Annotated in this window: 19 protein-coding genes and 1 pseudogene; 10 read left to right on the forward strand and 10 right to left on the reverse strand. The window is 56.7% G+C overall.

What is annotated here, in order from left to right; all coding sequences use genetic code 11:
- Positions 1 to 428: fumarate hydratase (locus ACI2JR_RS02130; protein ID WP_462477738.1), on the reverse strand; the 428-nt coding region annotated here is incomplete at its 3' end.
- Between the two features lie 54 nt (positions 429 to 482).
- Positions 483 to 1,994: an anion permease gene (locus ACI2JR_RS02135; protein WP_462477739.1), complete on the reverse strand. Its 1,512-nt coding sequence runs from the start codon at positions 1,992 to 1,994 to the stop codon at positions 483 to 485.
- A gap of 636 nt (positions 1,995 to 2,630) precedes the next feature.
- On the opposite strand from ACI2JR_RS02135, the gene ACI2JR_RS02140 reads away from it, so the two are divergent.
- Together ACI2JR_RS02140 and ACI2JR_RS02145 are read left to right on the forward strand one after the other, a co-directional pair.
- Complete coding sequence (locus ACI2JR_RS02140; protein ID WP_462477740.1) at positions 2,631 to 5,408, forward strand: flavocytochrome c; 2,778 nt, start codon at positions 2,631 to 2,633, stop codon at positions 5,406 to 5,408.
- An 85-nt stretch (positions 5,409 to 5,493) separates the two neighbouring features.
- Positions 5,494 to 6,447: an FAD:protein FMN transferase gene (locus ACI2JR_RS02145; RefSeq protein ID WP_462477741.1), complete on the forward strand. Its 954-nt coding sequence runs from the start codon at positions 5,494 to 5,496 to the stop codon at positions 6,445 to 6,447.
- On the opposite strand, the gene dcuR is transcribed toward ACI2JR_RS02145, so the two are convergent.
- Positions 6,428 to 7,147: a two-component system response regulator DcuR gene (gene dcuR, locus ACI2JR_RS02150; protein WP_132731177.1), complete on the reverse strand. Its 720-nt coding sequence runs from the start codon at positions 7,145 to 7,147 to the stop codon at positions 6,428 to 6,430. The genes ACI2JR_RS02145 and dcuR overlap by 20 nt on opposite strands.
- Positions 7,144 to 8,763 (reverse strand): sensor histidine kinase, encoded by a 1,620-nt coding sequence (locus ACI2JR_RS02155; protein ID WP_462477742.1) that lies wholly within the window; start codon positions 8,761 to 8,763, stop codon positions 7,144 to 7,146. The genes dcuR and ACI2JR_RS02155 overlap by 4 nt, the downstream gene beginning before the upstream one ends.
- A 506-nt stretch (positions 8,764 to 9,269) precedes the next feature.
- On the opposite strand from ACI2JR_RS02155, the gene ACI2JR_RS02160 reads away from it, so the two are divergent.
- From ACI2JR_RS02160 to ACI2JR_RS02170, 3 genes and pseudogenes are all read left to right on the forward strand, one after another.
- On the forward strand, positions 9,270 to 10,190 hold the full coding sequence (locus tag ACI2JR_RS02160) for an N-acetylmuramic acid 6-phosphate etherase (RefSeq protein ID WP_132731175.1): 921 nt from the start codon (positions 9,270 to 9,272) through the stop codon (positions 10,188 to 10,190).
- 273 nt (positions 10,191 to 10,463) lie between these two features.
- Positions 10,464 to 12,122, forward strand: a complete 1,659-nt coding sequence (mqo, locus tag ACI2JR_RS02165) for a malate dehydrogenase (quinone) (protein WP_462477743.1) — start codon at positions 10,464 to 10,466, stop codon at positions 12,120 to 12,122.
- A 112-nt stretch (positions 12,123 to 12,234) separates the two neighbouring features.
- Positions 12,235 to 12,480, forward strand: a pseudogene (locus ACI2JR_RS02170) (Bcr/CflA family drug resistance efflux transporter); the annotation flags it as partial.
- A gap of 53 nt (positions 12,481 to 12,533) precedes the next feature.
- Here the strand turns inward: ACI2JR_RS02170 and ACI2JR_RS02175 are convergent.
- A complete protein-coding gene (locus ACI2JR_RS02175; protein ID WP_132731173.1) occupies positions 12,534 to 13,568 on the reverse strand; it encodes an AI-2E family transporter in 1,035 nt (344 codons plus the stop codon).
- A 554-nt stretch (positions 13,569 to 14,122) separates the two neighbouring features.
- On the opposite strand from ACI2JR_RS02175, the gene mdtJ reads away from it, so the two are divergent.
- From mdtJ to ACI2JR_RS02190, 3 genes are all read left to right on the forward strand, one after another.
- Positions 14,123 to 14,485 carry a multidrug/spermidine efflux SMR transporter subunit MdtJ gene (gene mdtJ / locus ACI2JR_RS02180; RefSeq protein ID WP_462477744.1) on the forward strand — a complete coding sequence of 121 codons (363 nt, stop codon included), beginning with the start codon at positions 14,123 to 14,125 and terminating at the stop codon, positions 14,483 to 14,485.
- The gene (gene mdtI, locus ACI2JR_RS02185; RefSeq protein ID WP_132731171.1) at positions 14,472 to 14,801 is read left to right on the forward strand and encodes a multidrug/spermidine efflux SMR transporter subunit MdtI; all 330 of its coding nucleotides are present in this window, start codon (positions 14,472 to 14,474) and stop codon (positions 14,799 to 14,801) included. The genes mdtJ and mdtI overlap by 14 nt, the downstream gene beginning before the upstream one ends.
- 105 nt (positions 14,802 to 14,906) lie before the next feature.
- On the forward strand, positions 14,907 to 17,063 hold the full coding sequence (locus tag ACI2JR_RS02190) for a putative bifunctional diguanylate cyclase/phosphodiesterase (protein ID WP_462477745.1): 2,157 nt from the start codon (positions 14,907 to 14,909) through the stop codon (positions 17,061 to 17,063).
- 3 nt (positions 17,064 to 17,066) lie between these two features.
- Here ACI2JR_RS02190 and ACI2JR_RS02195 read toward each other — a convergent pair whose 3' ends face one another.
- The 3 genes from ACI2JR_RS02195 to ACI2JR_RS02205 form a co-directional block, all read right to left on the reverse strand.
- Complete coding sequence (locus ACI2JR_RS02195; protein ID WP_165905768.1) at positions 17,067 to 17,879, reverse strand: trypsin-like serine peptidase; 813 nt, start codon at positions 17,877 to 17,879, stop codon at positions 17,067 to 17,069.
- Positions 17,880 to 18,081: 202 nt separating this feature from the next.
- Positions 18,082 to 18,309 carry a hypothetical protein gene (locus tag ACI2JR_RS02200; protein WP_462477746.1) on the reverse strand — a complete coding sequence of 76 codons (228 nt, stop codon included), beginning with the start codon at positions 18,307 to 18,309 and terminating at the stop codon, positions 18,082 to 18,084.
- 196 nt (positions 18,310 to 18,505) lie between these two features.
- Complete coding sequence (locus ACI2JR_RS02205; RefSeq protein ID WP_462477747.1) at positions 18,506 to 19,432, reverse strand: LysR substrate-binding domain-containing protein; 927 nt, start codon at positions 19,430 to 19,432, stop codon at positions 18,506 to 18,508.
- A 117-nt stretch (positions 19,433 to 19,549) separates the two neighbouring features.
- Between ACI2JR_RS02205 and ACI2JR_RS02210 the strand changes: the two genes are divergently transcribed.
- Positions 19,550 to 20,161, forward strand: coding sequence for a LysE family translocator (locus tag ACI2JR_RS02210; RefSeq protein WP_462477748.1), 612 nt, complete (start codon positions 19,550 to 19,552; stop codon positions 20,159 to 20,161).
- A 371-nt stretch (positions 20,162 to 20,532) separates the two neighbouring features.
- Here ACI2JR_RS02210 and asr read toward each other — a convergent pair whose 3' ends face one another.
- Positions 20,533 to 20,967: an acid resistance repetitive basic protein Asr gene (gene asr / locus ACI2JR_RS02215; protein WP_462477749.1), complete on the reverse strand. Its 435-nt coding sequence runs from the start codon at positions 20,965 to 20,967 to the stop codon at positions 20,533 to 20,535.
- A 176-nt stretch (positions 20,968 to 21,143) separates the two neighbouring features.
- Positions 21,144 to 22,631 carry a carboxypeptidase M32 gene (locus tag ACI2JR_RS02220; RefSeq protein ID WP_462477750.1) on the reverse strand — a complete coding sequence of 496 codons (1,488 nt, stop codon included), beginning with the start codon at positions 22,629 to 22,631 and terminating at the stop codon, positions 21,144 to 21,146.
- Positions 22,632 to 22,758: 127 nt separating this feature from the next.
- Here ACI2JR_RS02220 and ACI2JR_RS02225 point away from each other — a divergent pair, with 127 nt between their 5' ends.
- Entirely contained in the window at positions 22,759 to 23,604 is an 846-nt protein-coding gene (locus tag ACI2JR_RS02225) for an AraC family ligand binding domain-containing protein (RefSeq protein WP_462477751.1), read from the forward strand.
- Positions 23,605 to 23,615 lie beyond the last annotated feature (11 nt).

The raw sequence follows: 23,615 nt of genomic DNA on the forward strand, positions 1-23,615 counted from the left end.
TTGTCCTGGATATAGGTGTTATAGACCCCCTGCGCCAGCGCGGCTTCATCGCCGCCGCCGGTCCACACGCGCTGGCCTTTTTTGCCCATGATGATGGCGGTGCCGGTATCCTGGCAGGTCGGCAAAATGCCTTTGGCGGCGATTTCCGAGTTACGCAGAAACTGCAGCGCGACGTATTTGTCGTTCTCGCTGGCCTGCGGGTCGAGCAGGATCGCCGCAACCTTTTTTTGGTGAGAAACGCGCAGCATAAAGGCCGCGTCGTGGAAGGCCTGCTGTGCCAGCAGGGTCAGCGCTTCAGGTGTAACCTTCAGAATTTCCTCGCCTTCGAATTCGGCTACGGAAACATGCTCTTTGCTCAGCAGATAGTATTCGGTCTCATCTTTTGCCAGCGGAAAGGCTTCCTGATAAACGAACGGTTTAGTCGACATAGCTTAGCTCCCTAAGAGTAAAACCGCCGGGAGTATGCCCCCGGCGGTGATGAATCAGAACATCATGGACATCCACGGATAGCCAATCAGCAGCAGGGCGGCCAGGAAGATGGCGCCGAAGATGGTGCCGAGGCGCCAGTAGTCTTTGGTCGGCAGATAGCCGCTACCGTAGTAAATTGGGCTGGGGCCCGTGCCGTAAGGGGTGATGATGCCCATGACCCCCAGCGAGGTGACCATCAGCAGGACGAACACCTGCATATTCATACCCGGGATGGTTGCGGCGATAGTCAGCATCGCCGGCAGCAGCGCGGTGGTGTGCGCGGTGGTGCTGGCAAACAGGTAGTGCAGCAGGTAGAACGCCAGCAGCAGTACGATAGTGGCGACCCCCGGGGAGATACCGCTCATCAGCGCGCCGCCTTCTTTACCCAACCAGGCGATAAAGCCGGTAGAAGAGAGGCCATCCGCCAGCGCCACCAGGGTGGCGAACCAGACAAAGGTGTTCCACGCCGCTTTATTATTGGTGATATCGCTCCAGGACAGGACGCCGGTCCACAGCATCAGCACGATGACCAGCAGGGCAGCCAGCGCCGGTTCAATCCACTCGGCGGCGAAAATCCACATCATCAGCGCGAAGCAGACGAACACCAGCAGCAGAATTTCATTGCGCGACAGGCGGCCCAGTTTTTCCAGCTCACGTGCGGCCCACAGCGGCACTTCGTTGTTTACTTTGACTTCTGGCGGGTAGAACCAGTAGGCCAGCAGTGGCATTGCCAGAATCAGCAGGATCCCCAGCGGCAGGAAGGCGATAAACCAGGTACCCCACGAGATATTGATCCCGACGATGCTTTTAACCAGCGCGAGGGCCAGCAGGTTTGGCGCCAGCGCGGAGAGGAACATGGAGCTGGTGATACAGGCGGCGGTAATCGCGACCCACATCAGGTAGGAACCGATGCGGCGGGCGCTGGGGTCATTCGGTTTTGAACCGTACAGCGGCGGCAGGTTGGCGATAATCGGGTAGATGGTCCCGCCGCTACGCGCGGTATTCGAGGGGGTAAACGGCGCCAGCAGCAGGTCGGCGAAGGTAATGGCATAACCCAGCGTCAGGCTGCGACGGCCGAGATATTTCACCAGAATCAGCGCCAGACGGCGGCCAAACTGGGTTTTATCATAGCCGGCGGCGAACATAAAGGCGCCGAAAATCAGCCACACGGTGGAGTTGCCAAACCCGCTTACCGCCCACTTAAAGGACGCGCCGGCGAGTTTGAATTTGGGGTCCGCCAGTTGCGCCGGGTTGAAGAGCAGCCACTGGCTGCACAGGGCGATAACCACCACGCCGGTGATGCCAATCACGGCGCCCGGCAGCGGTTCGAAAATGAGCCCGACAATGACGCCGACGAAAATAGCGAAGTAGTGCCAGGCATATGGCGGTAACCCCTCAGGCACCGGAACGAAGAGTAACAGTACCGCGACGATAATGGGCAGCGTCATCATCAGCAGACGGCTTTTATTGGCAGCCCTGGGACTGGCTGCGCCGGCAGGCGCTATGGTTGTCTTTTTCTCTTTCATAATGAGTATCTGCGAGTAGTTGAAAATACGGTTGCGTCACGCCATAACCACTAATTTCTTTAATTACGAAACTTTCTTTAGTTATTAATGGTTGGTTTTGCTGATCGCGTTGACAGTTATTTAACGCATTTTGTCGGGCGTTAAATTAAATTATTGGGTTATTTATATATTGCGCTTTGATGTCGCGTTGCAATTGATCGAGATCAAAAAATACCGCGTAACAGGCTATTTTTTTATTTTGCTAATAACCCTGTTGGATAAGGTGTTTATTTGTTTAAAATATCGCTGATTGTTAAATTGCAATCGAGAATGTGTCGTAACTGATGATGGGGTTGTTTTCTATCGTAATGATATATATCGATTTTTAATTCCTGCCCTTGAGGTAGTGATTTTAACAAAGATGTCCGGTTTGTTATCAGTTTTTTGTTTTATGTGAATGCGATATTTTAAATTAATAATACAATAGAGGTATTGATGTTATTGCTGGGATTAAATAGTTTTTTAACTAACGTAATTACTTTGGTAACTAAAAATAGCGCTATATTATTAGCATGAACACAGGAATTAAGAAACATAATCAAAAACACTTCCGTCACCCCATTCTGAATTTCAATATTTAAAATCTGGAGTGTTAATATGACCAGTAACTCACGTATTTTGCGTCCTTTTACCTTACCCAACGGTACCGAGCTGAAAAACCGTTTGTTAATGGCGCCGATGACCACCTGTAGCGGTTATTTTGATGGTGGCGTGACCAGCGAGCTGGTGGAGTACTATCGTGCGCGTGCCGGCAGCATTGGTACCATTATCGTTGAGTGCTGCTTTATCGATGATTACGGTCTGGCTTTCCCGGGCGCCATCGGCATCGACAGCGATGACAAAATTGCCGGTCTGGCAAAAATCGCCGACGCGATCAAAGCCGAAGGGTCAAAAGCGATTTTGCAGATCTACCACGGCGGCCGCATGGTCGACCCGCAGCTGATCGGCGGTCGTCAGCCGGTAGCGCCGAGCGCGCTGGCCGCGCCGCGTGAGGGCGCCGCGCTGCCGCGGGCGCTGACCGCGGAAGAAGTGACAGGGATGATTGTCAAATTCGGCGATGGCGTGCGTCGCGCGATCCAGGCCGGTTTCGATGGCGTGGAAATCCACGGTGCGAACACCTACCTGATTCAGCAGTTCTATTCCCCGAACTCCAACCAGCGGGACGACGAGTGGGGCGGTAGCCGCGATAATCGCGCCCGTTTCCCGCTGGCGGTGCTGGAGATCACCCATAAAATGGTCAGCCAGTATGCCGATGATGCCTTTATTATCGGCTATCGTTTCTCGCCGGAGGAGCTGGAAGAGCCGGGTATTCGCTTCGACGATACCCTGTATCTGCTGGAAAAACTGGCGGCGCGCGGTCTCGATTATCTGCACTTTTCAGTCGGCGCTTCCCTGCGTCCTTCGATTGTTGACACCAGCGATCCTACGCCGCTGATTGAAAAATATTGCGCGCTGCGTTCTGACACCCTGGCGCAGATCCCGGTGATGGGCGTTGGCGGCGTGGTTAACGCGGCGGATGCGGAGCAGGGGCTGGATCATGGCTACGATCTGATTGCCGTGGGCCGCGCCTGTATCGCTTACCCGGACTGGACGGCGCGGATTGCTGACGGTGAACATCTGGAGCTGTTTATCGACAGCACCCAGCGCGAAGCGCTGCATATTCCGCAGCCGCTGTGGCGCTTTTCGCTGGTCGAAGCCATGATCCGCGATATGAGCATGGGTGATGCGAAGTTTAAGCCCGGCGTGTTTGTCGAAACCGTGCAGGACGATGTCAGCGAACTGGTCATCAACGTCAGTCTGGAAAATGATCGCATCGCCGATATTGAACTGGCGGCCAGCCCGCGGCAAACCGTGGAGTTCACCACCAGTTTTGCCGAGATCCGTGAACGTATTCTGAGTGCGAACACACCGCATGTGGACGCCATCTCCGGTGCTACCAGCCAGAGTGAAGCGGTGAAAAAAGCGGTGTCGAAGGCGATGCTCAAATCGAGCAAAGCGCTGGCCCTTGAAGAGGGTGGCGACGATCTGACGCCGAAAAGCTACGACGTCGTGGTGGTGGGCAGCGGCGGCGCCGGTCTGGCGGCCGCGATTCAGGCGCATGATGAAGGCGCCAGAGTGCTGATCGTTGAGAAAATGCCGACAATCGGCGGTAATACCATCAAGGCGTCTGCCGGGATGAACGCCGCTGAAACACGCTTCCAGCGGGTAAAAGGCATTGTGGACAGCAAAGAGCTGTTCTACCAGGAAACGCTGCGCGGCGGGCATAACAAAAACAATCCGCAGCTGCTGCGCCGCTTTGTGGAAAACGCGCCGCAGGCCATCGAATGGCTGGCCCGCCGCGGGATTATGCTCAACGACATTACCACCACCGGTGGGATGAGCATTGACCGTACCCACCGCCCACGCGACGGATCCGCCGTCGGCGGCTATCTGATTAGCGGTCTGGTGCGCAACATCACCAGACGCGGTATTGACGTGATGCTGGAGACTTCGGTGGAAGAGATCCTGATGGATAACGACGAAGTGTGCGGCGTCCGTCTGCTGAATGATGAGCAGGAGAGCATCGTCGTCCAGACGCCGGGCGTTGTCGTGGCAACCGGCGGCTTCAGCGCGAACAGCGCGATGGTGGTTAAATACCGTCCTGACCTGGCCGGTTTCGTCACCACTAACCATAAAGGGGCGACCGGCGGCGGCATCGCGCTGCTGGAGCGTATCGGCGCGGGCACCGTGGATATGGGCGAAATTCAGATTCACCCGACCGTCGAGCAGAACACCTCGTATCTGATCTCCGAATCGATTCGCGGCGGCGGGGCGATTCTGGTTAACCAGCAGGGCAAGCGCTTCTTCAACGAAATGTCGACCCGCGATAAAGTATCAGCGGCGATTATCGCCCTGCCGGAACATTACGCCTACATCGTCTTTGATGAGCATGTGCGCGCCAAAAATAAAGCAGCCGATGAATACATCGCCAGGGGGCTGGTGACCAGTGCCAGCTCGCTGCGCGAGCTGGCGGAGAAGCTGGGGATGGATTACCATGCCTTCCTCGCGACGCTTGAGCGCTACAACGGTTTTGTTGAAAAGCAGTGCGACGAAGAGTTCGGTCGTACCACCGCGCTGCGCGCGCCGGTCAACGAGGGGCCGTTCCACGCGATCCGTATCGCGCCGGGGGTTCACCACACCATGGGGGGGGTGACCATTAACCCGGAAACCGCGGTATTGAATACCCGCCATCAGCCGATTGCCGGCGCCTACGCGGCAGGGGAAGTGGTTGGCGGCATTCACGGCGGCAACCGCATCGGCGGGAATGCGGTGGCGGATATTATTATCTTCGGCACCCTGGCGGGCCACCAGGCGGCAAAACGCGCCAGAGGCTAACGCTCAGTGATAACAGGCCGGGTTCGCCCGGCGTTTTCCCCCGGCGGCGCGCTGCCGGCCGGGGCGACACAGAGGAGCTGCAACCATGTCTGGCGACCGCCGCATCTATAGTTACTCCACCGTGCTGATGGGCTCACCGATCTTACTTAAACTCTTCTCCCACGACGAAGCCCTGGTTTCCCGCACCTTTCAACTGATTAAGCGTTACGAAGACCTGTTCACCGTTAACCGCGCGCAATCGCAGGTGATGGATATCAATCATGCCGCCGGACGTCATCCGGTTAGCGTCAGCCGCCCGGTTTACCAGTTGATCAAATGCGCGAAAGCCGCCAGCATGGTGCAGGATAGCGCCTTCAATCTGGCGATTGGTCCGCTGGTGAAACTCTGGCGTATCGGTTTTCAGGGACGCAGCGTACCGGCCGAGGAAGAGATTGCCGCCCGGCTGTCGCTGACCCATCCGCAGGATGTGATCCTCGATGACGCCGCTGGCAGCGTTTTTCTCACCCAGGCGGGGATGGAGATTGACCTTGGGGCGATTGCCAAAGGCTATATCGCCGATCGGGTACGCGATTATTTACGTCAGCAGGGGGTCAGCGCCGCGCTGATCAATCTCGGCGGGAATGTGCATACCCTCGGCGAGTGGTCGATTGGGCTGAAAAAGCCTTTTGCCCGCGACGATGCGCTGGTCGGAAGTATTGCGGTTGCCGGTCAGTCGGTGGTGACCTCCGGTATTTACGAGCGCTATTTTGAGCAGGACGGGCGGCGCTGGCACCATATCCTTGACCCGCGCAGCGGCTATCCCCTCGATAACGAACTCGAGAGCGTGACCATCATCGCGGACGACTCGCTCGACGGCGATATCTGGACCACCTTGATCTATGGCCTCGGGGTGGAGAAAGGGTGCGCGGCGCTGCATCGACGCGACGATATCGAAGCGATTTTCGTCACCAAAAATCGCCAGGTGATCCTTTCATCGCAGCGCCGCTTCCGCTTTCATTTACTCGACGACAGCTACCGGCTTACTGACTGTACTGTTTAAGCAGGCTGTACTGCTCGGCGACCAGACGATAGCGGTACACCGGGCGCCCGGTCGCGCCGTAGTGAATGCTGGTGTAAAGAATATTAATTTGCGCCAGCCAGATCAGATATTTACGGCACGAGACGCGGGAAATGTTCACCGCCACCGCCAGCTCGTCGGTCGAAAACTCGGTACCTGGATGGGCATCGATCCACTGGCACAGCGTACGCAGCGTCTGCGCGGTTAACCCTTTCGGCAGCTTGCGCGCGTCGGTGGCTTCCGGCGCTCCGCCGTGGAGCAGGCGGTCAACATCGGCCTGCTCATAATAGGGCTGACCGGTCATCAGCTTTCTTTTTTCGCGCCAGGCGGTCAGCGCCTCTTCGAAACGCGGGAACTGAAACGGTTTGATCAGATAATCGACCACCCCATAATGCATTGAGGTTTGCACCGTCGCCGCATCGGCAGCGGAGGTAATCATAATCACATCGATGGGGCGGCCGGAAGCGCGGATGGTTGGCAGCAGATCCAGCCCGCTATCATGCTGCATGTAGACATCCAGCAGCACCAGATCGATCTCCATCGCGCTATCGTTAATCATCTCCTGGGCTTTATTCAGCGTTGACGCCGTGCCGCAGCAGCGGAAACCGGAGATTCTCGCCACGTACAGGCGATTCAGTTCGGCCACCATGGCATCATCATCAACAATTAAGACATTTATCACGCACGTTTCCTTTTACTATCCCAGGGAAGATGTACAAAAAATTGGGTAAACACGCCGGGCTCGGACTCGACGGCCAGCGTGCCGCCCAGCTCGCGCAGCTGCTGGCTGGCAAGAAACAGCCCGACACCGCGGTTTTCACCCTTGGTGGAAAAGCCTTTCGTAAAGATGGCGTCAATATGGGCGGCCGGAATTCCCGGGCCGTCATCGCTCACCTCGCCACTTAGCCAGCCATTTTGATAGTGCAGCAGCAGGCTGACTTCGCCTTCTTTCTGGCCGCTCATGGCGTCCAGCGCATTCTCGATCAAATTACCCAGCACCGTCACCAGCACGGTGACCTGTTTTTCGTTCGGACAATCGGGGACCAGGCTCTCTTCCGCGAGGCTCAGGCTGAAGCCCCGCTCTTTAGCGCGCTGGATTTTACCAATCAGAAAACCCGCGACCACCGGTGATTTGATCCGGTGCTGAATTTCGCCGATGTCCGCCTGATAAGTATGGGCGGTTTGCAGCACGTATTCCTCCAGCTTGTCGTAGCTTTTCATATTCAGCAGGCCAAGGATCACGTGCAGCTTATTCATAAACTCGTGGGAGGTGGTGCGCAGCGCATCGACATAATTGACCATCCCGTCGAGCCGTTGCAGCAGCTGGCTGACCTCGGTTTTATCACGGAAGGTGCTGATGGCGCCGACAATCGCATTCTGACTGCGCACCGGCACGGTGTTGCTGAGCAGCAGGAATCCGTTGCAGCCGAGCTCGCGGTCGTAAATCGGCGTGCCGGTTTGCAGCACCTCCTGTAAATCCGCCAGCAGCGGGGTATGAGCGATCTCCTGGCCGGGGCCGCTCAGCAGGATCTCGCGGGCCGCGGGGTTGATCAGCGTGACGCGCCCCGCGACATCGACCGCCACCACCCCCTCTTTCAGCGAATGAAGCATCGCCTGGCGCTGCTGGAACTGGGTCGAGATCTCCTGCGGTTCCAGCCCCAACAGCACCCGTTTCAGGCCGCGCACCAGGCTCCAGGTGCCGATTGCGCATACCAGGGCGCTGAACAGCACCGTCAGCAGGACGTCCCAGCGGCCATGGGCGATCTGCTGATCTACTTTACTGAGCGAAATCCCGACCACCACAACGCCAATTTGCTGCTGCTTGTCGTTATACACCGGCGTAAACACGCGTAAGGCCGGGGCCAGTACGCCGTGGTTGATGGCGACATTTTCCGCACCTTTAAACGCCGGCTGGATATCTTCTCCGATAAAGCGCTGGCCGATGATCTGGCTGTTGGGATGCGAATAGCGCACGCCATGCATATCGGTGACCACGGCGTACAACAGATCGTTGCGCCGGGTGATGGCCTGTGCCAGAGGTTGAATGAGATTGTGCTGCGGCGGCTGGGTCAGGCCGAGCTTCACTTCCGGCATGTCGGCGAAGGTACGCGCCACCGCCAGCGCCGTGTCTTTGACGCCGTCGCGGGTGGTATTGCTGATCTGGATAAACCACAGGGCATAGACCAGTAACAGCACGCAACCAATCACGCTGCCAATCATCAGCGTCACGGCGGTACTCAGTTTCATACTCATCAGGCGTTTGCGCGCGGGCGCATCCTGCTCCGCTAAATCCTTCATGACATCCCCTGGAATAATCGGCGAAGGCCTATTATCGCCGATAGGGGCGATTTCATAAAGCCGTGTCATGCACCCGCTGGGCGCATCCGCGCGCGGCCGCGGTTCCCGGTCTGCTGATTATCGACAAAGGCCCGCAGCGGCGGCATGAGCCGGCGGCTGGGCGAGTCAAAACAGAATCCCGGGAGTGCCGGCGTCCACTGCTGCTTGCCGATGCCGCGTCATTCTCATTCGTGACAGGAAGCCAATACTTTGTTGACGGCGGGCTGGTGATGCACTGACTTCTGGTTCGGAGAAGCTGAAAGGTCAGTCGGACTGAAGCGGGCGTCGGCGTAAACTGGCCGCCAAACAGCCAATCGCCAACCGACGGGGCGCGGGGACGAGAAACTGTGACTCCAGCGACGGTAAACGATCTGCGGATGCCTTTACACTGGCGAAACAGCGTAATAGCCCTGCACGGCACGGGGACATGCCGCAGTGAGTTCTTTCTGTTTTAAATGGAGGTTTTTATGAGCAGTAAGCCAACCGCTTCAATGATGGAACGACGCCACCCTGAAACTCGCCACATCGACAGTCTCGCCACCCTCGATATGCTGACCATGCTGCATCAGGACGATCGGCAAATTACCGATGCCATCGCCGCCTGTTTGCCTGAGATTGCCCGTCTGGTCGATAACGCCGCCGCAGCGCTGAGCCGGGGAGGACGGCTGGTTATCATCGGCGCCGGAGCATCTGGCCGCGCGGCATTGCAGACGGTGAGCGAGTTTGCGCCGGAAGAAAAACATTCGCTGATTGGGCTCATTGCCGGTGGTCCGGCAGCGGCGCTGCAGGAGATGGAAACCGCCGCCAACGATTACGATTCCGGCGCCCTGGAACTGCAGGCGCTGCAGTTTGGCCGTAACGATATGCTGCTGGCGCTGACGGTCAGTGGACAAACGCCGTGGGTATGGGGGGCGATGCGTCACGCCTGGTCTCTCGGCGCGCCGATTGCCGTGTTAACCCAGCAGGCGAGTAGCGAAGCCGCGCAGCTGGCGGATATGGTTATTGCGCCGCAAACCGGGCCAGAGGCGGTGGCGGGGTATGGCAACCCGAAAGCGCAGCTGGCGCAGCGGCAAATCCTCGCCATGCTGACCACCGGGCTGGCGATTCGCGAAGGTCGGGTCTATAGCAATCTGCGGGTCGATCTGCAGGCCACCAGTCCACGCTGGGCGGAACGGCAAATGGCGATCGTCATGACCGCTACCGGCTGCTCGCGCAGCGAGGCGAAAGCCGCGCTGGCCAGCTGCAATCAGCACTGCCGTACGGCAATACTGATGCTGATGACCGGGCTTGGTGCCTGGCAGGCGCGGGAGCTGCTGGCCGAGAATAACGATCATTTGCGGATTGCCTTACGGGAAACAAAACGGACGGTTCTGAGTCCGGCAAATTGATCGCCGTCGGCGCGCACTGGCTTGCGCGCCCCATTTTATGAAACCGCGAAATAAATAACTCAATAAACCGCTGGTGACTATTTTACGCCCTCGAAAACCCCGTTATTCTTTCGCTTTTATTTTTCATTGTCGCAGCTTTTACTTTTTTAAATTAAAAAAGTATTAATCAATAATTGATTAACTGTGCGGAAAATGTAAATGATATTTTAAAATATAATAAAAGTGCGTTAACATGTGTGCACTTATTTCATTGTGCTATGCGATAATTCTATTATGCCTGCAATTAAAAATACGTTCTTATCCATGACCGCACTGGCGATGTTTGTCAGCACGGCGAGCTGGGCCAATACCGATTCAGCCCAAAAAACCGATTTCCTGCTGATTGGCGGCGGAATTATGAGTGCCTCTCTTGGGACCTGGCTACAGGAATTACAGCCGGACTGGAAACAGGTGATGGTCGAGAAGCTCGATGGCGTCGCGTTAGAATCCTCTAACGGCTGGAACAACGCCGGTACCGGTCACTCGGCGAATATGGAGCTGAACTATACGCCGGAGCGCCCGGACGGCTCTATCGATGTCAGCAAGGCGCTGGATATCAACGAGCAGTTTATGATCTCCCGCCAGTTCTGGACCGCGCAGGTGAAACGCGGCATTTTGCATGACCCGCATTCCTTTATTAATTCCACTCCGCATATGAGTTTCGTCTGGGGCGATAATGTCGACTATCTGCAAAAGCGTTATACCGCATTGCAGCAAACCACCTTATTCCAGGGGATGAAATTTTCCACCGATCACGCGCAAATTAAACAGTGGGCGCCGCTGGTCATGGAAGGGCGCGATCCGCAGCAAAAAGTGGCCGCCACATGGACGCCGGTCGGGACCGATGTTAACTACGGGGAAATTACCCGTCAGCTGATCGGCAGCCTGAAGAAAAATAACAACTTTACGCTGCAAACCTCTTCCGAAGTCACCGACTTTAAACGCAATGCCGATAATTCATGGCATGTGACGATCAAAAACGTCAATAGCGGCGAAGAACAGGCTATCGATGCGAAATATGTTTTCATCGGTGCTGGCGGCGGGGCGCTGAAATTACTGCAAAAAACCGGTATTCCGGAGGCGGATAATTATGCCGGTTTTCCGGTCGGCGGCTCTTTCCTGATGAGTGAAAACCCGGCGGTCACCCAACAGCACCTGGAGAAAGTCTATGGTCAGGCTTCCGTCGGCGCGCCGCCGATGTCGGTTCCGCACCTTGATGCCCGCTTCATCGACGGGAAACGCGTGGTGCTGTTCGGGCCGTTTGCCACCTTCTCAACCAAATTCCTTAAAAATGGTTCGTTCTTCGATCTGCTGAGCACTACGACCACCGATAACGTGTTGCCGATGACCCACGTGGGTCTCGACAACTTCGATCTGGTGAAGTACCTGATTAGCCAGGTGATGCTGAATGATGATGACCGTTTTGCCGCGCTGAAAGAGTACTACCCGGACGCGCGTAAAGAGGACTGGAAACTGATCCAGGCAGGGCAACGCGTACAGATCATCAAGAAAGACGCCGACAAAGGCGGGGTGCTGAAGCTGGGGACCGAAGTGGTGGTCGACCAGCAGAAAACCATCTCGGCGCTGTTGGGCGCATCGCCAGGGGCGTCTACCGCAGCACCGATCACGCTCAACGTGATCAAACAGATGTTCCCGGAGCAGTTTAACTCCGCCGAATGGCAGAGCCGCATCCACGCTATCGTCCCGAGCTACGGCCAGAAACTGAATGATAATGCCGCGCTGACGCAGCAGGTGTGGGACGACACCGCCGCCACGCTGCAGCTGGCGAAGCCGCCGGTTATCCATATGAGCGACAACCAGCCGGCGGCTGCCGTCGCCCAGCCGTCAGAGCCATCGCGTACGGAGTCTGCGCAGCACGATATGGCGCTGTAATCTGACCTAAGCCCCCGCCAGCCGGGGGCTTTTTTTTAGCATGTCCATGGCGGCGCGTCTATTCATGAGCAGCGCTCATAACCTTGATACGCCAGCAGGGGATTATCCGTCAGCGATTTTCCGCTACCTCTCGATGAATGGCGTCGTTGCCGCGACGTCGACGGCGCTGGATGAGGCGGGGGAATTTGCCGGTTCGGCTTCGGCGCCGATCGGCGCGCTGCAATACGGCAGCGGGATTATCTCCTCGCTGCTGCTGGCGTGGCTACATGACGGGACGCCCTGGATGATGGTGTGGATTATGGCCGCTTTCACCGGCACCAGCCTGCTGGTGGTATGGACCCGGGCGCAAGCAGCCTGAACACGGCATTACCCACGCGGAGGTCGGGGCGGCGGCTGGCCGCCCCGTGGCCATTAATCTTTGCCGACATCGCCCAGCAGGAAGGCGATGCTCTGTCCTCCCGGGCTCTGCTCAAGGGCAATTTTGACAATAATCGTCAGCGGTACCGACAGCAGCATCCCGACCGGCCCCAGTAGCCAGCCCCAGAAAATCAATGACAAAAATACCACCAGCGTCGACAGCCCCAGGCCGCGCCCCATGATCCGCGGCTCAAGAATATTGCCGAAGACGAGGTTAATTACCAGGTAGCCCGCCAGCACCACCAGCGCCTCATACAGCCCGCCAAATACCAGCACCTGCAAAATGGGCGGGATAGCGGCCAGTACTGAACCAATGTTGGGGATATAGTTGAGGGCGAAAGCCAGCAGTCCCCACATAAAGGCAAAACGGACCTCCAGCAGCACCAGCATCCCCCAGACCACCAGGCCGGTGACCAGGCTGATGACGGTCTTTAACACCAGATAATGAGAGACGCTATCAAGGGCGCGCTGAATGGCGCCCATGCCTTCCACCGGCCGGGACATCAGCTGCTGCAGTTTGGCGGGCAGCTGCGGGACTTCCAGTAGCATAAAGACCACCGTCAGGAGCAGAAGGAAGATAGAGGACATGGCGTTGGACAACTGCGTGAGCAGGCCGGTTACCATCGTCATCACCGCGTTGGGGTCGATGTATTTATTCAGCTCGACAACGGAGACGGTAAAGCCGAAACGCTGTAGCCACGGAGTAATGGTATGTACCGGCTCTGACAATGAGCTGCGGTACTGCGGGAGGGTGCGCGCCAGTTCATTGAGCGAGGTGCCTAAGGAGGCCAGCAGAACCACCACCAGCATAACGATGGCGCCGATAAGCAACGATATCGCCAGCACCCGCGGCACCCGACAGCGCACCATCAACTGAACCAGCGGATTAATAACCACGGCGAGAAACAGCGCCAGGATGAACGGGACGATGATATCCGCCGCAAAGCGAATACCGGTCAGAATAATGACCAGCATGCCCAGCATGATGACGATCTTTAATCCGTTAAGCGTGATGATGGGTTTGGCCATACGATTCCCTGAAAAATAAAACCGGTTTTCCTCACAGTGTAGACCCGGATGATGCGACAAAATCAGCAAAAAATGCATTGGACCGCCGGGGAGCATTGCCCCTGGATACTGCCGCCACCGTGGTGAGAACTATCCTGTCGTTAAAATAAAAATAGTGCTGCGCCATCATAATGGCGATTGACATCAGGAAAAGCTAATCTAAATCAAATACTGGAGGTAAAGAAGTGCAAAGACTTTGAGTATAATGACATATTATGGTAAAAATTCACTGTGTATAACTACCGAGGACAATATTCATCCGCAATGACGAGAAGCAATCCCGCGGATAATTGTAATTTTATGGACAATCAGTTCAGGATATATATTTCTCAGCACCCTGCAGGATCCTTCCCTAACTGCCGCTTTGCCGGCGAGCAACACTGGCGCTCAGCGCTTTAGTCCTTTCTCTCTGCCTGAGCTGGCGCACTGCGCACGGCTAAATCTACGTCAGAAATTTTCCGGGTTACCTTCGCGTAAGCCGTCATGGATTATATTCTCAAGCAGGAGAAGGGATCATGTTTTATTGGGTATTATTAGCTTTAGCTATCGTTGCTGAAATAACCGGCACACTTTCTATGAAATGGGCCAGCGTCAGCGGCGGGCATACTGGCTTTATTTTGATGCTGGTAATGATTGCGCTGTCTTATATTTTCCTCGCCTTTGCCGTGAAAAAAATTGCCCTCGGCGTGGCCTATGCCTTATGGGAAGGGATTGGCATTTTGCTGATCACTTTGTTCAGCGTACTGTTGTTCGATGAAACGCTTTCGCTGGTTAAAATGGCCGGTCTGCTCACGCTGGTGGTCGGCATAGTGCTGATTAAATCAGGAACCAAAAAGGCGGAAAAATCGTCGAGGGAGACGGCTCATGCCACAGTTTGAATGGGTTCACGGCGCCTGGCTGGCGCTGGCCATTGTGCTGGAAATTGCCGCCAACGTCTTTTTAAAATTCTCTGACGGTTTTCGTCGCAAACTGTACGGCGTGATGTCTCTGCTGGCGGTGCTTGGCGCCTTCAGCGCGCTCTCCCAGGCGGTAAAAGGGATTGACCTGTCGGTGGCCTATGCGCTGTGGGGCGGTTTCGGCATTGCCGCAACCATCGCCGCCGGCTGGGTGCTGTTCGGCCAACGCTTAAATCATAAAGGCTGGATCGGCGTTATCCTGCTGGTTGCCGGAATGGTGTTAATTAAACTGGCATGATGTGATGCCGCCTGCCTGCGCAGGCGGCAAAATCTGTTCTCTGTATTATTCTTTTAAAAAGAGTATATTCGGCGCGTTTTCCTTCAGCCGTGATGAGGACAGAGAATGGTAAATTTGCCCGGCTGGCGCAACCTTCCTTCGGCCAAAACGCTTTCGGTCATGATCTTCCTCGCCGGCATTGGCCTCATCGTTTCGATTATTTCTCTGCTCTATCTTTCTCAACATCTGATCGGCATTAAAGCCAATGAAATCGACCGACATCGATCTGCGCTCTCCGTCGACGGGGCCGTACAAACGTCGGTCAACCGGGTGCTATCGCTGGTGCTGGATAACTCGATCTGGGATGACGCGGTAAAACAAACCTATGCGCCAACTCTGGATGCCGACTGGCTGTACGACTCGTGGGGTTCGGGCTTCAAAATTAATAACCTCTACGATGGCACCTTCGTTCTGGATCAGCACTACCGCCTGCTGTGGGGCTCGTTTCAAAGCCAGGCCTTTAATGAAACGGACATCCGTTTTTTTGGTAGCGGTCTGCAGACGCTGATCGCCCGGCACGCCGAAGCGCTGCGCAGTGGTAAAAGCGCCTATGCCGGTATTACCCGCACGCGCGAGGGGATTGCCTTTATCGGTATCGGTCTGATTCGCCCGACCGTCGGGCGTTTGCAGGTGCACGATGATACGCGCCGCTATCTGGTGATTACCCGACATATCAACGCGGAGATGCTGCAAAAACTGGGTAATACCTTTCAGATTAACGACCTGCATGCGACAGAAAGCAGCGATGAATACAGCGTCCCGCTGCGGACCAACGCGGGTGAGATAATCGGCTATCTCAGCTGGCAGCCGCGCCTGCCCGGCGCGGAGGCGGCGCAGGCGGCCTCAAACAGTATTCGTCTTATCGCCATCGTCGCCGCCAGCCTGATCCTGCTGTTTATTCTGTTCAGTTGCCTGGGACTGTATAAACTGTCGCGCGGCGAGAAGCTGGCGCGAAAAATCGCCATGACCGATTGGCTCAGCCAGCTTCCCAACCGACGGGCGCTGATCGGGCGGCTCAACCAGGAGTGCGCTAAGGCGCAGCATGAGATCCAGTGCGTGGTATTTATTGACCTCGACGGTTTTAAAGATGTGAATGACAACTACGGTCATGATGTCGGCGATGCGCTGATTGCTCATATTGCGCAGGAGCTTCGGCAAAGAGTCCCTGCGGAGGGGATGCTGGCGCGTATGGGCGGCGATGAGTTTGCCATGACCGTCAGCGGCGAACAGGCTATCGCTCAGGGGTCGGCTTTTTCATGGGCGGTGCTGGAAATGTTGAAATCGCCAATCGGCCTCGAACGGCGCAAAATTTATATCAGCGCCAGCATCGGTATCGCCAGCGGCACCCCCGCGACCTGCTCCAGCACCGAGCTGTTTCGCCGGGCCGATATTGCCATGTACCATTCGAAAAAAACCGGCAAAGGGCGCACCACCTGGTATGACGAGACCCTCAGTGAAGCCCGTCAGTATCAGCTGAATATTGAAAACGGTATCCGCCAGGGGCTGGAAAATGAAGAGTTTGACGTCTGGTATCAACCGATTGTTAACGCCGGAACGCTGGCGATGGAAGGCGTCGAAGCGCTGTTGCGCTGGCCGCGACGGCCGGAGGGGCCGCTACCGCCGGATGCCTTTATTAGCGTTGCGGAAAGCAGCGGCCTGATTTATGCGCTGGGTCAGTTTGTGCTCTACCGGGCGTGCAGCGATCTGCAATCCATGGGGGATTTGATGCTGGCGGTGAATATCTCGCCGGCGCAATTTCGCGATCCGGAATTTGAGTCGCGGGTGGTACAGGTGCTTGCCCGCTGCCACTTTCCGGCCCGCCGTTTGCAGATTGAAGTGACCGAGAGTTACGTCATGGAGAATCCGGCCCGCGCCCGGGCGGCGATTGAGAACCTCAAGGCGCTGGGGACGGCGGTGGCGCTGGACGATTTCGGTATCGGCTACTCCAGCATCGGCTACCTGCGCAGTTTTCGCTTCGACACCCTTAAAATTGATAAGTCGCTGGCCGGGCTGGTGGATGTTGATGCTCAGGCTGCGGAGCTGGTGCGCGGGACCGTGCGTATCGCCGGAGCGCTGGGCATGACGGTGGTGGCTGAAGGGGTGGAAAACCAGCAGCAGCTGGCGCTGCTGCGGCGGGCGGGATGCGATCGGTTACAGGGTTTTTACTTTAGCCAACCGATGCCGATCGCGGAGCTGGTTCAGCTGCGTAAGCAGCAGGGGTAGCGGCTATTCGTTCGCCAGGGCCTGCAGCTTGTCGCGAAAACCGGTGACCGCAATGGCCCGGTTATCCGCGCGCCAGCGGTCTTTCGGCCCGGGCGCCGAACTCTGTACCGCTATCACCTGCCAGCCGGTATCGGTTTTCAACAGTAAGGGCGAACCGCTGTCACCCGGCAGGGTATCGCATTGATGCGACAGGACCGAGGTCTGCGCCCAGCCGGTCACCACGCAATCCTGATGGCTGTATAAATTATCCAGATGATCTTCCGGGTAACCGGACTGCGTCACTTTGCGTGCGGCCGCTTTTAACGCGGCGGTAAGATCGGCTTTATCACCGCTAAATAGCGGCACCGGATCGATTCCGGAAGGGGCGTAGCGCAGAACGATTAAGCCAAAATCCCACGGGGCCGCGGCGGAGGGAACTATCCAGCCATCGCCATCGGCTTTCAACCGTCTGCCCAGAGAAGGGTCGACCCGGCCTTCAATACCGTGAATTTCATAGACCCAGCCGCCTTTACGCGAGATAAATCGCAGTGCGATGGCTTTATCCGCCTTACCCCTGGGCGGCGTCAGCAGGCAGTGGCCGGCGGTCAACGCCAGATGCGGTGAGATAAGGGTGGCGGTACATAGATTGCCGCTGGCCGTTTCTAACTGGCCAATAGCATCCCAGGGCGCTTCAGCGGGGTTGCTCACCGGTTTACGATCGTCATGACCAAAAAAAAGCGTCTTGATATCTTTCGCACTCATGCTGTCATCGTCAGCGTGTGCGAGCTGGGGCAACAGACAAAATGAACACAGTAATAACAGTACGTCTCTACGCATATCACTCTCTGGGGAGAAATTATGTTTATGCTTTTCATCCGGCAGCGCCTGCGAAACGACGGGGGATGATTTTCTGTATATTGACAGTAGCAGCAGATTTAAGTTTATGAAAGTTAAGAGTAATTTTAATTAAAGCAAAAAGGCTATTGAAATCACATCAAAACGTCTCTTTTTCGCTGAAGAATAAAGGCCGCTCAATCACTTAGCGCTTATTTTCCCGCAACGCCATTTGCGCAGAAACCGCGGCGGGAAGCAACATAAATCGGGTTACGGAAAGTACCAAATACGCGCGGGGAGACAACCCGCAGGCTGAAAGTCTCCGCGTAAATGATGAGGTGGGCGGCAATGTTAAAACCACAAAAACTTGCACGTATTCACCGAAAATGGCGGCATCTTTACCGCGTTCGTAGTTACTTTCAAAGTGAAACATTTTCTCACCGCAAATATTGTTATTCCTGTGCCCCGTTGAACAAACAGAGATGTTGTCCCGGTGATGATGCTCATTATTTTCTGTCTCCGGTATCGGGAGGGTGTATGTCTAAAAAAGGTATTCGTGCATTAGTGTATGTTTCCTGTGCTTCGGTTTTTATCTGGGGAGCCGCGGGATATCTGGTGATGCAAGCCGTTCATGTCATGTAGTTCGGGGCCTCTCCCCGGCGGAGTAGCCCGTCAGGGAACGGCGTGGGGAGATGGGCAAGTAAAAAGGCGTACAGCTGGGCGATAGGCTGCGGATTGAGGGTGTTTTTCGGCCAGACCAGATAGTAGCCATCGCCGGTGGCGACGGCCTGGGTAAACGGCAGGGCCAGCAGGCCGCTGCAGATGGCTGGCAGACTCAGGAACAGATCCCCCACCGAAACGCCATGCCCGCTCATGGCCGCCATATTACCCTGTTCGAGGCTATCAAAGACGATTCCCTGGGTAATGTCTATCCCTGATTGCGGGCCGGCGTGTTGTCGCCAGCGTCGCCAGTCCCGACGGTCGGGGGTGGGATGGATCAACGGGCAGGAGGCTAACCCCTGACGGGCGGCCTCGACCATCGCCGGGGCGCAGACCGGAATCAGCCACTCCGCAAACAGCAGGCCCTGGCACTTATCCTCGCCAAAATTACCGTCCCCCAGCAGGATCGCACAATCGTAGGGCTCCTGACGAAAGTCGACGCTGTCTCTGTCCATCCACACGCTGCTCATTTCGATAACCGGGCGCTGATGCTGCTGGCGAAACTGCTGCAGGACATCCAGCAGCCAGCGCATGGTCAACGTTGACGGTGATTTCAGCCGCAGTCTGCCCGCCTGACGGCGCAAGGTCTGGCAGGCTCTGTCGATGGCGGCGAAATTTTCTTCCAGCGCGGTGGCCAGCTGACGTCCGGCATCGGTGATCGTGACCTTCGGCCCCTGACGGGTAAACAGCTGGCACTCGAACCAGGCTTCAAGCGTGCTGATGTGCCGGCTAATGGCGCCCGGGGTGACGTGCAATGCCGCTGCGGCTTTGCTAAATGAGCCAAGACGAGAGGCGGTTTCAAAAGCGCGCAGGGCGTACAGCGGAGGCATCGACATAGCCGGTAGGTTTCTATATTGAGTAAAACTCACATTCAAGCTCATCATTTGTCGTTTTTCAACTCTGATATCAAGGTGGAGAATGCAGCAATCTGTGAAAAAGAGTGAGTCGATGGGATGAATTATATATTGATGGCGGGGTATATCATGACGGTGGTGACGCTGATTGCCACCCCGGGACCGGTGGTGTTGTTGGTCACCGGCACTGCCGCCAGAGACGGTTATTTATGTGCTGTGCGCACTATGCTTGGCGGTAATCTTGCCTCCTTAGTGTTAATTGCCATCGCCGCCGCTATGCTCACCGGCGCGGTGGCGATCAATCCGGCTATTCTGACCCTGCTGGCGATGGCGGGGTCGCTGTATATTGCGCAACTTGCGCTGCGAATGTGGCGCCAGTCCTCTCTCGCGACCGACGTATCGCCAGCGCGCGGCGGCATGCTGTCTGGCTTTATCACCGCGCTGAGTAACCCGAAAGACATTCTGTTTTTTGTCGCCTTTTTCCCACAGTTTATCGCGATAACCCACAATACCGCGCTGAGTCTTGGACTGCTGACCGCAATATGGCTGGTTATCGACCTTAGCGTGCTGTCGCTGTATATCCTCGCTATCCGCCGCTGGCTGGCCCCGGAACGTGCCCGTCGCCTGACGACGGTATCCGCGGCCTTTTTACTTGCCATGGCGCTCTACGGCTTTGTCTACCACGCGTGGCTGCTGGCGGGCCGTTGGTGATAAGCGGTCTATGCTGAAAGAACGGACCTACGGAGGCGGGATGGTGATGGACAGCGGCGTAAGACGCGCGATTATCGCCGGGGAAAGCGAAACAATTGCCTGTGTGTTGCGCGAGCCCGGTTTGGGAAATTGCAGCCGGATATGCGGCAGGGGTGAATGACGGCAAAAATGCGATACGTCAGGCCGGTTATCCGATCGCCGGAGGTGATTGAGCAGCGCTTAATAGAGGAAAAAGCGGGTGGCAATCAGCGCGCAGAGGATCAGCAGAATCAGGATGAGCTCAAAACGGTAGCGCCGCAGCATACTGCCCTCCAGAAAAAAACGGCGCTGAAACAGCGCCGATTTATGATTAACTCAACTTCGCGGAAGCATTACGCTGCCGGCTGTGCAGCCGGTTTAGCGGCCTGATGTTTGGTTGTTTTGTGGTGTTTTTTGGCTGCCTGAGCTTTCTGCGCTACCGGTTTAGCGGCGGGTTTAGTCGCTGCTTTATGGTGCTTTTTAGCGGCCTGGGCTTTCTGTGCGGCGGCCGGTTTTGCAGCGGCTTTGTGGTGTTTTTTAGCAGCCTGGGCTTTCTGCGCGGCGGCCGGTTTTACAGCCGCTTTCTTGTGCTTTTTCGCCGCCTGAGCTTTCTGCTCTGCAGCGGGTTTAGCGGCGGCTTTATGGTGTTTCTTGTGATGGGTGGTTTTGGCAGTGGCGCTGTGAGTGGCAGCAGCCGGAGCCGGAGTGGTGCTTGCCGCGTCAGCAGCGAAAGCAACAGAAGACAGACCCATAGCAGCGGCAACGACCAGAGCTAATACTTTTTTCATTCTGATATCCTCGAAAAGTTTTTTTCATTCAACCCCACTGCGGGGCCGGTGAAACAACTATATGCCTGTCTTTTCGGGGTTTCCGTGAGTGTTTGGTATCGGCGTGTAACGATATGTACAGCCTCGATCCGGGGCGGGGGATTGGCCTGGCGCCGGGGCGGCCCCCGGCGCGCGACTTACAGGTAACGCGAGGTGAGATGCTGGCGGAAGTAATCGCTATTCAGGTCTTCCCCGGTCGCATTGTGGATCAGCTGCGAAGTGGTGAAGCGGCTGCCGTGCTGCCAGATATTCTGCTGCAGCCAGGCAAACAGCGTCGAGAAATCACCGTTGGCAATGTTGGTTTCCAGCTGTGGTAGCGCGCGTTGCGCGGCGGCCATCAGCTGTGCCGCATACATGGCGCCGAGGGTGTAGGAGGGGAAGTAACCAAATCCGCCGTCGGTCCAGTGAATATCCTGCATGCAGCCGTTACGATAGTTACCGGTCGTGGACAGCCCCAGCCAGCTTTGCATTTTCTCATCCCACAGGGCGGGAATATCGTCCACTTCAATATCACCATCGATCAGCGCGCGTTCAATTTCATAGCGCAGAATGACGTGCGCAGGGTAGCTGACCTCATCGGCATCGACACGGATGAAACCGGGTTTGACCCGCTGGTTCCAGGCGATAAAATTCTCGCTGGCGAAGGCCGGCTGGTCGCCGAAACGTTGACGTACGGCGGGCAGCAGGCGTTTCAGGAAGGCATCGCTGCGCCCGAGCTGCATTTCAAAAAACAGACTTTGCGACTCATGAATTGCCGTTGAACGGGCAAGAGCGACGGGCTGGCCGAGCCATTTGCGCGGCAGGTTCTGCTCATAGCGCGCATGGCCGGTTTCATGGATCACGCCGAACAAGGCGCTGAGCAGATCGTCTTCGTTATAGCGGGTGGTGATGCGCACGTCCTGAGGCACCCCGCCGCAGAACGGGTGGGCGCTGATATCGAGACGCCCGGCGTCAAAATCAAAACCCAGCACCCGCATCGCTTCCAGCCCCAGTTCACGCTGTTCGGCCACCGGGAAGGGGCCCTGTGGTGCAACCAGCGGGCGCTGCGCCTGCTTGTCGACCACCTCTGCCAACAGCGACGGCAGCCAGGACTTGAGGTCGGCGAACAGCACGTCAAGCCGTGCGCTGGTCATATCCGGTTCGAAAATATCGAGCAGCGCATCGTAGCGGGAACAGTCTTTCGCCTCGGCGCGGATGCGGGCCTCTTCGCGGCTCAGTTTCACCACCTCACGCAGATTCTCGACGAAGCCATCCCAGTCGTTAGCCGGGCGCTGGCTGCGCCAGGCATGTTCACAGCGGCTGCCGGCCAGCGATTTGGCTTCCACCAGACTTTCCGGCAGCAATGCCGCCTGCTCGTACTGGCGGGCCATTTCACGTAGGTTGGCCTGCTCGATATCGTTAAGATCTTCCTGCCGTGCGTCCTGCAGGGCCTGAGCCACGCTTTTATCGGTCAGGATTTGATGTTGCAGCACGCCCAGTTCCGCCAGGGCTTCACCGCGCGCGGCGCTGCCGCCCGGCGGCATCATTGCGAACATGTCCCAGCTGGCGATAGCGCCGAGATGCGAGAAGCGCGCAAGACGCTGGAAAGTGCGGGTAAGCTGCTGATAGTTTTTGTTTTCAGTCATATTAATTCTGGCCTGTTGCGAGTGAACGAAAGGCGTTGCCTGTTGACCTCTACACTATCCTGATCTGCACAAATCTTCCAGACAGGGCGAAAAGGATCGACAATGCTGAGGGCGCGGGGGAAATAACATGACAAATGACTGGCTGGAACTGCGGCAGCATGCCGATTCGGGAATTGAAACCATCAAAGCGCACTTTGAGGGGCACGCATACGATCCGCACTGGCACGATAGCTACCTGGTGGGGATCACCCTCTCCGGCACGCAGCAGTTTTCCTGCCGTCGCCAGCGTCATCTCAGTCGTCCCGGCGATGCATTCCTGCTTGAACCTGGGGAAATTCACGACGGCGACGCGCCCATCGCCGGGGGGTTTACCTATCTGACCTTTTATCTCGATGAGCAGTGGCTGACAAATACGCTACAGGGGCTGTATGAATCGCTCCCCGGGCGCTATTCGCTGCATTTTGGCCAGACCCTAACCCGCGAACCGCAGCTGGTTCGGGCGATCGGTGAGACGTTCACCACGCTGCACGACGATGAAATGCGCATCGTGCAGCAAAGTTGTATGGATAATTTACTGGCCCAGCTCACCGCGCACTGTCAGTGGCGCAAAAAACGGCCTTCGCACATTCAGAGCGCGGCGGTTGCCCACCGGGCGCGAGACTATATGTATGCCCATATCGGCGAAAATATGGGGTTGTCCGATTTGGCGCGGGAAACGGGGACCGATCGTTTTACCCTGACGCGCTGCTTTAAACGCGAGTTTCATCTTGCGCCCCATGCCTGGCTCATTCAGCTGCGGCTGGCGAAAGCGCGGCAGCTGCTGGCCCGCGGGCAACTGCCGGTGGATGTCGCCGCCACGCTGGGCTTTGCCGATCAAAGCCATCTGGGACGCTGGTTTCTGCGCTGTTATCGGCTGACGCCGGCGCACTACCGTCGGCTGTGCACAAACCTTCCAGAAATTTCCAGAAAATAGCCGCACAGTAG

It is taken from the genome of Klebsiella sp. NPDC088457 (assembly GCF_044900465.1).
Taxonomy (GTDB): domain Bacteria; phylum Pseudomonadota; class Gammaproteobacteria; order Enterobacterales; family Enterobacteriaceae; genus Klebsiella.

What these genes read in the sequence shown, in the direction of transcription:
- mdtJ (WP_462477744.1), top strand. Translation starts at nt 14,123, where the DNA reads ATGTTTTATTGGGTATTATTAGCTTTAGCTATCGTTGCTGAAATAACC.
- ACI2JR_RS02145 (WP_462477741.1), top strand. Translation starts at nt 5,494, where the DNA reads ATGTCTGGCGACCGCCGCATCTATAGTTACTCCACCGTGCTGATGGGC.
- ACI2JR_RS02205 (WP_462477747.1), bottom strand. Translation starts at nt 19,432, where the DNA reads ATGTCGATGCCTCCGCTGTACGCCCTGCGCGCTTTTGAAACCGCCTCT.
- ACI2JR_RS02140 (WP_462477740.1), top strand. Translation starts at nt 2,631, where the DNA reads ATGACCAGTAACTCACGTATTTTGCGTCCTTTTACCTTACCCAACGGT.
- asr (WP_462477749.1), bottom strand. Translation starts at nt 20,967, where the DNA reads ATGAAAAAAGTATTAGCTCTGGTCGTTGCCGCTGCTATGGGTCTGTCT.
- ACI2JR_RS02160 (WP_132731175.1), top strand. Translation starts at nt 9,270, where the DNA reads ATGAGCAGTAAGCCAACCGCTTCAATGATGGAACGACGCCACCCTGAA.
- ACI2JR_RS02190 (WP_462477745.1), top strand. Translation starts at nt 14,907, where the DNA reads ATGGTAAATTTGCCCGGCTGGCGCAACCTTCCTTCGGCCAAAACGCTT.
- mdtI (WP_132731171.1), top strand. Translation starts at nt 14,472, where the DNA reads ATGCCACAGTTTGAATGGGTTCACGGCGCCTGGCTGGCGCTGGCCATT.
- ACI2JR_RS02210 (WP_462477748.1), top strand. Translation starts at nt 19,550, where the DNA reads ATGAATTATATATTGATGGCGGGGTATATCATGACGGTGGTGACGCTG.
- ACI2JR_RS02200 (WP_462477746.1), bottom strand. Translation starts at nt 18,309, where the DNA reads ATGTTTCACTTTGAAAGTAACTACGAACGCGGTAAAGATGCCGCCATT.
- ACI2JR_RS02135 (WP_462477739.1), bottom strand. Translation starts at nt 1,994, where the DNA reads ATGAAAGAGAAAAAGACAACCATAGCGCCTGCCGGCGCAGCCAGTCCC.
- ACI2JR_RS02155 (WP_462477742.1), bottom strand. Translation starts at nt 8,763, where the DNA reads ATGAAGGATTTAGCGGAGCAGGATGCGCCCGCGCGCAAACGCCTGATG.
- mqo (WP_462477743.1), top strand. Translation starts at nt 10,464, where the DNA reads ATGCCTGCAATTAAAAATACGTTCTTATCCATGACCGCACTGGCGATG.
- ACI2JR_RS02175 (WP_132731173.1), bottom strand. Translation starts at nt 13,568, where the DNA reads ATGGCCAAACCCATCATCACGCTTAACGGATTAAAGATCGTCATCATG.
- ACI2JR_RS02195 (WP_165905768.1), bottom strand. Translation starts at nt 17,879, where the DNA reads ATGCGTAGAGACGTACTGTTATTACTGTGTTCATTTTGTCTGTTGCCC.
- ACI2JR_RS02220 (WP_462477750.1), bottom strand. Translation starts at nt 22,631, where the DNA reads ATGACTGAAAACAAAAACTATCAGCAGCTTACCCGCACTTTCCAGCGT.
- ACI2JR_RS02225 (WP_462477751.1), top strand. Translation starts at nt 22,759, where the DNA reads ATGACAAATGACTGGCTGGAACTGCGGCAGCATGCCGATTCGGGAATT.